Source organism: Sphingosinicella microcystinivorans (assembly GCF_003634215.1).
Lineage (GTDB): Bacteria > Pseudomonadota > Alphaproteobacteria > Sphingomonadales > Sphingomonadaceae > Sphingosinicella > Sphingosinicella microcystinivorans.
This window is the reverse complement of sequence record NZ_RBWX01000007.1, coordinates 1,892,942-1,899,946: the sequence shown is the minus strand read 5'-3', so window position 1 is coordinate 1,899,946 and position 7,005 is coordinate 1,892,942. Positions and strand designations below refer to the sequence as shown.

At 63.1% G+C, this 7,005-nt stretch carries 6 protein-coding genes; all 6 read right to left on the bottom strand.

Translation table 11 applies throughout. The annotated features are described in order from the left end of the window. Positions 1-169: 169 nt before the first annotated feature. Complete coding sequence (locus tag DFR51_RS18790) at positions 170-433, bottom strand: hypothetical protein (protein ID WP_126494846.1); 264 nt, start codon at positions 431-433, stop codon at positions 170-172. Then, complete coding sequence (locus DFR51_RS09050) at positions 430-1,368, bottom strand: ArdC family protein (RefSeq protein WP_121049499.1); 939 nt, start codon at positions 1,366-1,368, stop codon at positions 430-432. Before DFR51_RS09050 ends, DFR51_RS18790 begins: the two co-directional genes overlap by 4 nt. Before the next feature lie 66 nt (positions 1,369-1,434). Further along, the gene (locus DFR51_RS09045; RefSeq protein ID WP_121049496.1) at positions 1,435-1,866 is read right to left on the bottom strand and encodes a DUF736 family protein; all 432 of its coding nucleotides are present in this window, start codon (positions 1,864-1,866) and stop codon (positions 1,435-1,437) included. Between the two features lie 741 nt (positions 1,867-2,607). After that, positions 2,608-3,537: a 3'-5' exonuclease gene (locus DFR51_RS09040; protein WP_121049493.1), complete on the bottom strand. Its 930-nt coding sequence runs from the start codon at positions 3,535-3,537 to the stop codon at positions 2,608-2,610. Position 3,538: 1 nt separating this feature from the next. Then, positions 3,539-5,542, bottom strand: a complete 2,004-nt coding sequence (locus DFR51_RS09035; protein ID WP_121049490.1) for an ATP-binding protein — start codon at positions 5,540-5,542, stop codon at positions 3,539-3,541. Continuing rightward, positions 5,532-6,839 (bottom strand): SIR2 family protein, encoded by a 1,308-nt coding sequence (locus DFR51_RS09030; protein WP_121049487.1) that lies wholly within the window; start codon positions 6,837-6,839, stop codon positions 5,532-5,534. Before DFR51_RS09030 ends, DFR51_RS09035 begins: the two co-directional genes overlap by 11 nt. Between the last annotated feature and the right edge of the window lie 166 nt (positions 6,840-7,005).

Genomic DNA, 7,005 nt, shown 5'->3' with positions numbered 1-7,005 from the left:
GAGCCGGATGCGGTGAAAGCCGCACGTCCGGTTCGGCGAGAGGGATGGTAAAACCAGCCTCTGCGAGGGGGTATGGCGTGCCATCCCTACTCTCCGTATGGAGTGCCGGTTCGTCGATTCTTTCCGGGATGGGCGAACCGGCTACTCAAGCGGCGAAACGCGCCGCGCGTCATCCGCCTCGGGGCGGAAGCTCTATGTCGTCGCAGTCCTCATGGATGCCGCGCGCCGCGAGGGCGCTGCGGGCGATCTGATAGCGGACAGGCGCGTTGTTCTGGCGGGACGACCGCATTTCCCATCGAAGGTCATCGACGGGCCGGGTCGTCCAATAGGCGGTCGCACTGTCCCCCAAGATTGCCAGAACCTCGGCAAGTGCTGACGGGGACAGGACGCTCGTCCAAAGCGCCGGGTCGCGGGGGTCGGGAAACGGGGTCATGCCGCTTCCCTCCGCTCGTTCGCCTCGGCGTGGCGGGCCAATATCCAGTCCGCCGCCTTGCTGGCGGCGCTCGCGGCGCGGAAGATGGCGCGATTGTCCTCGCGCAACACCTCAAGCCATGAGGCCAGATAGTCGGCATGGCGCACGGTCGGCTCGATGCCGAGCGCGGCGCACAGGAAGGCGCTGCCCATTTCGGCAACCAATTCCTCGCGGGCATAATCCTTGGTGCCGAAACTGGTGCCGAATTTGCGCGCCAGCCGCGAAACATGGCCGGTCGAATGGGTCAGCTCGTGCAGCGCCACCATGTAATAATCGATCTGCTTGAAGAATGCCGGTTGCGGCGGCATCTGCACAAAATCATGGGTGGGGCTGTAAAATGCCTTGCTGCCGCCGATGCGAAATTCGACACCCGATGCGGCAATGACTTCCTCAGCAACCGGCACGATCTGGCGTTCGGGCAATGGCGCGGGGTCGGCTGCTAGGCCGGGGCGCAAGCCTTCGCACTGCGCGACGTTGAACACGGTGAACCTTTTCAGGAACGGAATGGCCTTGGCATCGTCGCCGGTCTGCCGTGCGCGCTCCTTCTCCTTTTCGGGCGTGAAGCGGTCGGCATAGACAACGGTGGTGCCGCGCTCGCCCTTGATGACGTTGCCGCCCGCCTCCAAGGCTTGCCGGAAGGTCAGCCATGATTGCGACGGATAGCCCGCGTCGATCACAGCGCCCCAAAGGATAAGGACGTTGACGCCGCTGTAATTGCGCGCCGTGAGCGCATTGCGCGGGAGGCCCGGATTGCCGGTGCCGGTGCGGCCCCAAGGCTTCACCCAGGGCAAGCGCCCTTCCTCCAGTTCGTGAATGATCTTGGCCGTAACTTCGGCGTAAATGTCGCGCGACGGGGCGTTCGCCCGCGCGCGGCGCGCGGTCGTTTCCTTCGTCATGGCGAAGGCTCCTTTCTTGTGTTCGGGACTGTCGGGGGAGCGGCGGGGCGCTCCCCCGACAGTCAGTCATGCGGCTTCGCGCTCGGGTTCGACCGGGGCCGGAGCCTTGGCCTTGCGCTGGCGCTTGGCCGCGGGCGGCTGCGGAAGCTCGACCTGCTGCGCGCCGCGCCGACGTTCGCCGGGGACGTTGCGAACGACGTTCCACAGGTTCGGGTTCTGGCGCGACCGCAACAGGCGGATACGCACATAACCCGACGCGCCGCTCACGATGTAGCCGCTGAAATAGACCTCGCCGGTTTCCTCGGCATGGTCCTCCCACAGCGAGCCGAGCTTGAAGGGGCGGCCGCGCGGGGTCGGGGTCATCAAGTCGAACGGCGGCGCACCCTCGTTCGTCGACTCCACCTTGGCCAAGTAAACATTGCCGAAATCATAGGTGGGTTCCGCGATAAAGCCGCTCACGCTGCCGTTATCCTTGCGGGTAAATTCTCCGATATTCATAGCCTTTACTCCTGTCTGTCAGTTACGGTTCGTGTAGTGCCGTCAACCTCATCTCGATCAGCGACATTTATACTTATACAGGACTAGGGGGTTAGGCTCTATCTCATTGTTTTATTGACAGATTTCCATCGTGCCTGGTGAGTCCGAGCAAGAAAAAGGGGAGCGACCAGCGACCCAGGCAAAAAGACGAAAAACGCATCGGCCGCCCAAGCGGCCGATTCCTTATCTACAAGGAGATGGAGCGCAGGGCCGGTCGCTGCCATCGCACCCGGAGCCGTCCTCGCAGGGTCGCAAGGGCCGCGCGGATTTCTTGGCGACAAGAGGCACGGGAGAGGGGTTTATGCGCAGCTAGGCAAAATGGGGCCGGCGCTTCTCCGAAGAGAAGCAAACGCCGCCGGCCCCATTTTGCCTAGCGGAGCTTCCCCTCGACGCAACTCCTTGTCGCTGAAAATCCGTGTGGCACGCAGGGACACTGAGAGGCCGGCGAAGGGGGTGATGGCAACGACTGGCTCAAGATCCTCATCGCGCGCCCCGCGCGCGATTCCTTAGCGTAGCTGCACGCCAGGATCGTCGCCTTTGGTCGAGACGCCGCAGGCGGCTCGATGGAGCTTAGTGACGAAGGAGCTTAGCGGAACAGAGCCGATCCCGCGCCAGCGGGAGGCGCCCCGTCACGGCTCAACTGCACTCTGCAACCATCAGATTGCTTTGCAGGGGTTCGCCCCTTACGCATGAATGGCTATCTCAGCCAGCAGCCGTAGGCGAGTTGGGAGCACCATAGTCCACGACTGCAAATCGATCAGAATAGCGATTGAACGCCGTCAGTTCGGCGATACGCAAGGGCGCGTCATATTTGTAAATCTCTCGGCGAAGATACGCGACTTCCTCCGCCACGCCATCGCGCTCCAGGTCGATCCACCAAGCGCGCGGCTGGCCGTTATCCTCTCCGTTCCAGCGATAGCCCCGGCTCTTGAGAACGTCCTTCATCTCGAACGGAGAATTGTCCGCCCAGCAGCGCGTGCCGCCACGCCGCGCGGAAGCCAGAAGGTCTTGGAGCGGCGCCCGGCCCGTCGCTTGGCAAGGCCGCGAGAGCAGCTCGATCGCCGCATAGCAGTCGTGAATGGCGCGGTGGCGGTCGTAGAAAAAGCCGCTGCTGAGCGCGAGATAGGCGAGTTTCGCGCTTTCAAATCCCGCCTCGCGCCAATCGATTTCGGACATGGAACAGGCCCACGGGTTCGCGGCCAAGGCGGGACAGAATCGCTCGACGAAACGGCGGTCGAACGCGGCGTTATGCGCGATGACAAGGCTCGCTCCGGCGAAGGCGGCGACGTCGGCCGGGTCGATCGTCCGGCCCGCGACCATCGACGGGTCGATGCCCGTCAGCCGGGTCACGTCGGGCGCGATCGGCACTGCCGGTTCGCGCAGCTCGTTGAAGGCGCCTCCGATCGCGACCAGCTCATCGGCGGCCGAATAATAGAAGGGCACCATCGCCAGTTCGATGATCTCGTCCTTGGCCGGATCAAGCCCGGTCGTTTCGACATCGAGCAGGATCGCGCGCCGCGCGCCGGCGGGCGGCGTATCCACGATCGAACCGGGCACGAGGCGGCGGAGCACGCGATAGCGCCCCGTCGCCTCCAGGGCCGCGGCCCATTGCTCGTCGCGATCCTCGCTCATGTCAGGGAGCGGCGGCAGCGGCGCCCGCGGACTTCAATTTCAGCAGCGATGGGCGCCCTGCTTCATGGAACCAGAGATCGACGATCCTGGCGTCGTCGCTGGCCGGCAGCGGCGCCGCGCTGCGAACCTTGAAGGTCGTCGGCAGATTGACCGAATTGCCGAACACCAAGGCGTGCTGCTTGGGCAGTGACGGCAGTCGCCGCAGCACGCTATCGGAGATGAACGGCGTCATTTGCCTGATCTGCGAGAGGTCGTCGGGGTTCTGGATGCGATGGACGACGAAATTGGCGCATTGGGATAGCACGGTCTTGGACAGTTCGCTGGGACGCTGTGAGGCGACCAGCAGGAACAAGCCGTATTTGCGCCCTTCCTTGGCGATGCGCTCGAAGATCCGGCTCGCGTCCATCGCGTAGCGCGAGGGCGTTGACGCGACGTAGCGGTGCGCCTCTTCGAGCAGGAGATGCACGGGGAAACGGTTGCGCGGGTCGGCCTGCCGCAGAAGCCGGAAGATCATACGCGACATGACTGCGCTGACCAGTTCGACAACCTCGTCCTCGACGGCATTCATGTCGATGATGATGATCTGAGCCGCCTTGGTGTGACCGCCCTCGATCGTCGTCAGGCCGAGGATGCCCGACAGGAAGCTCATCGGATCGGTCTGATTGTCATCGGCATCATGCCGGAGAAAGCCATAGTCCGACCGCTCCTCCAGCGCCTTGAAGCGCGTCACCATCTGCGCGCAATAGTCGCGGATTTGCCGGTTGCCGTGCGCTTCCTGATAGAGCAGCGCCAGGTCGATCGCGTCGCCGAGCGCGGTGAAATCGAACGGGCTTCCGTCATAGTCGGGAAATTTGAGGTCGGGGTCGATGAAGCCGCCCGCGCCATCCTTGCCAGCGAGGAAGTCATAGGCGCTTCCAAGCGCCGTCATGTTGCCGTAGCTCACCGTGATCCAGTTGCTCAGCACAGCAATATTGATTTCGGCGGTCTTGAAACGCTGGAGAATGCCGCGGATGCGGGTCTCCTTGGCGCCGGGCGGGGTCTCGTCGCCCAGGATTTGGGTCAGGCACGTCGCAAGGATGTGGTTGCGGTAGGTGTTCAACGCACCGGCATTGTTCGTGCCGAACAGCGTCGCCATGCCGAGCGCCATGCGCAGGATCGGCACCTGTGTCCGCTCGCTGGCTTGCAGCAGCAATTCCCATTCGGAAAGATCTAGGAACCAATGCGGCACCCGGAACATGTCATCGGCCGCGGTGCCGTCGAGAACAACGCGCTGCACACCGATGTCGGCCTGATCGGGTAGCTCGGCGAACGCGCGGTGATATTCGCCGTTGACGTCCAGCACGACGAAAGTGGCGCCGCGCGCATGATGCTCGTCGGGTTTCTCGAACAACGCCTGGAGGATGGATGCGATGGTGCAGGACTTGCCGCTGCCGGTATTGCCCAGCACCGCGACATGACCGCCGAAAAAGTCGTCGATGCGAACCTTGACCTCATAGTCCTCGAAGATCACCGACTGGCCGATAGCAAGGTTGCGGAAACGGGTCGCGTCGGCCGGCTCGCAGGGGCCATCGTCGGGACCGATCGACGGAACCACGGCCGCGTCGGTGTCGAAGATGCGATCGAGTTCGCTATCGAGCGCATAGAGGACATCGGCATAGAGCGACGGGAACAGCGAGACGCCGAAGCGGAATTTACCCGCGCCCTGCATGGGCAGCATCCCGACGGGAACGACGTCGAGATATTTGGCTGAATTGACTTTGTCGAGCTGACCATCGGCGCTGCCGCTTCCCGACGCATCGCGCTCGCGCAGGCCGACGACTTCGGCGACGACATATTCGGCTTGCGCCGGGATCATCAGAAAGGAGCCGAGCCGCGCGACATAGTGGACGTCATCGAAGCCGACGACGGTGAAATTGTCGGTGCCGGCGTGCATCTCGACGACGAAGCGGTCGGCGGCGACGGAGACGACCTTGCCGATCGCGCGCTTGCGATCGTCAAAACTCATCGGCCGGCCCCTTTTGCGGACCCATGCTCTCAAGCACGAGCCGGATCGCTTCGTCGATCCGTTCGGGCGGGCGTTGCGGCAGGAAATGTTCGACGATGGTATCGAAATAGTGCGCGCGCGTGCCCTCGGCCGGTCCGTCGCCGCCGATGATCCAGATTCTCGGATCACCGAGCGCGCGCAGCTTCGCAATCTCGCCGCCGGCCTCGGGGTCGGCGAAGATGATGAGGCGAAAGGTCGGGATCGTCAGCGCCTGATAGATGATGTTGTTGAGATGCTCGTCGCCGAAGGCGAAGCCGGCGGTGACAAGCACGCTCTGCTCGCGGACGATGCGTGACTGAAACTCGCGGAACAGGTCGGCATAGGGTGAGCCGAGGCTGGAATTTTGCTTCGCCGGGGTCGGATAGACCATGACCTTGGTGGGCGCATCCTGTGGCCATAGCTCGCGGACGGGGAACAGGCCGTGGTCGTCCTCGGTCCAACTGATCGAGCCGTGCAGCTTGCACAGATAGACGAACCCATCGACCGCCGACCATTTCCGGCTGGTGAGGTCGAGCTGTTCGGCGAGCGCGTAGCGGAAGGTTGCGGGATTGAAGCGGCGTTCGACGACGCCGGAAAAGCCATTGGCATAGGGCAGGCCAAGCCGGTCCATCGCCCGCTCATTGAACAGGTCGTAATTGGTGGTGAACACCCAGGGCCGGGGCAGCGAGCGATCGCGCAGGATGAGCTTGCGGTAGAACGCCTCGTAGAGATTAAGAACGGAGGTGTCGCCATTGGCGAAGGCGCCTCTGGTGCATCGCTCCCAGATGAAGTCCTGCACCTTCCTGATGATCGCCTCGACCTTGGCCTTGCTGGCGACATGGGCTTCGTTCGCACTCCGCTCGAACACGAACCGCAGGCTGTGAAGCAGCTCCATCAGACGTTCGAGATTGCGGGCATATTCGGTTTCCGCCAGCTTCGCGCCGAGCTTGTCGAGGAAAGCGACATCTTCGGCATCGAGCGCCCAAGCGGGAGGTTCGGGCGGGTCCCACGCCGCGTCAGGGTCCGGTGCCAGGGGATAGCCGCAGAACTCCTTGGCGAGCGGCGCCATTGTGGCAATCCCGATCTCAGCCTTTTCCTTCACCAGCGAGGAGCAGCCGGCACCAAGGAGAAAGGCGACATTGCGGGCATTCAGCGATTCCCCGATAGCCTTTCTGACAAGGTCCGGGCCGCGGCCCCAATCGAGGACGGACGATCCTGCATCGCCATGCCGGATGAAATGAAACTGGCGGACGGCTGCTGCTGCCTCTGCGTCAGCCATCGACCGCTGCCCTCATCGCGCCGATATGAATTACTTCACCAGTCCAGTCAGTCCGGAATTGTTCGCTGTCGATTCGCACTCAGTTCCCCCTCCTGCTCATCCTACATTAGCCGCGAGGTTCGAAGAATCCATTCTTCGGATTGAGGCAGATGAGGTGTTCTTGACA

What these genes read in the sequence shown, in the direction of transcription:
- DFR51_RS09040 (WP_121049493.1), bottom strand. Translation starts at nt 3,537, where the DNA reads ATGAGCGAGGATCGCGACGAGCAATGGGCCGCGGCCCTGGAGGCGACG.
- DFR51_RS09050 (WP_121049499.1), bottom strand. Translation starts at nt 1,368, where the DNA reads ATGACGAAGGAAACGACCGCGCGCCGCGCGCGGGCGAACGCCCCGTCG.
- DFR51_RS18790 (WP_126494846.1), bottom strand. Translation starts at nt 433, where the DNA reads ATGACCCCGTTTCCCGACCCCCGCGACCCGGCGCTTTGGACGAGCGTC.
- DFR51_RS09030 (WP_121049487.1), bottom strand. Translation starts at nt 6,839, where the DNA reads ATGGCTGACGCAGAGGCAGCAGCAGCCGTCCGCCAGTTTCATTTCATC.
- DFR51_RS09035 (WP_121049490.1), bottom strand. Translation starts at nt 5,542, where the DNA reads ATGAGTTTTGACGATCGCAAGCGCGCGATCGGCAAGGTCGTCTCCGTC.
- DFR51_RS09045 (WP_121049496.1), bottom strand. Translation starts at nt 1,866, where the DNA reads ATGAATATCGGAGAATTTACCCGCAAGGATAACGGCAGCGTGAGCGGC.